The sequence below is a fragment of the Pseudomonas typographi genome, from assembly GCF_014694385.1.
Classification (GTDB): domain Bacteria; phylum Pseudomonadota; class Gammaproteobacteria; order Pseudomonadales; family Pseudomonadaceae; genus Aquipseudomonas; species Aquipseudomonas typographi.
Genome location: NZ_JAAOCA010000189.1, coordinates 1 through 255, shown reverse-complemented (window position 1 = coordinate 255; position 255 = coordinate 1). Strand labels below are relative to the sequence as shown.

1 protein-coding gene is annotated in these 255 nt (G+C 62.4%); it reads left to right on the top strand.

Annotated features, from left to right (window positions below):
• Positions 1-255 (top strand): LexA family protein (locus tag HAQ05_RS28340; protein ID WP_274603334.1); only part of this gene is annotated, 255 nt, incomplete at both ends.

The following is a 255-nucleotide window of genomic DNA, read 5'->3' as shown; positions in this document are numbered from 1 at the left end:
CGGTCTACTCCTTCCGCGTGCCAGCGGGTTTCCCTTCGCCAGCCACGGACCACCTTGAAAAAGCCATTTCCCTGGATGAACTGCTGAACCTGCGGGCGCCGCATATCTACCTGGTGCGCATCGAGGGTGACAGCATGATCGGCGCCGGAATCTTCGATGGTGATCTGGTGGTGGTGGACCGCGCGATTGAGCCGGCCCACGGGCACATCGTGATCGCTGCCATCAACGGCGAACCGCTGTGTAAGCGCCTGCACC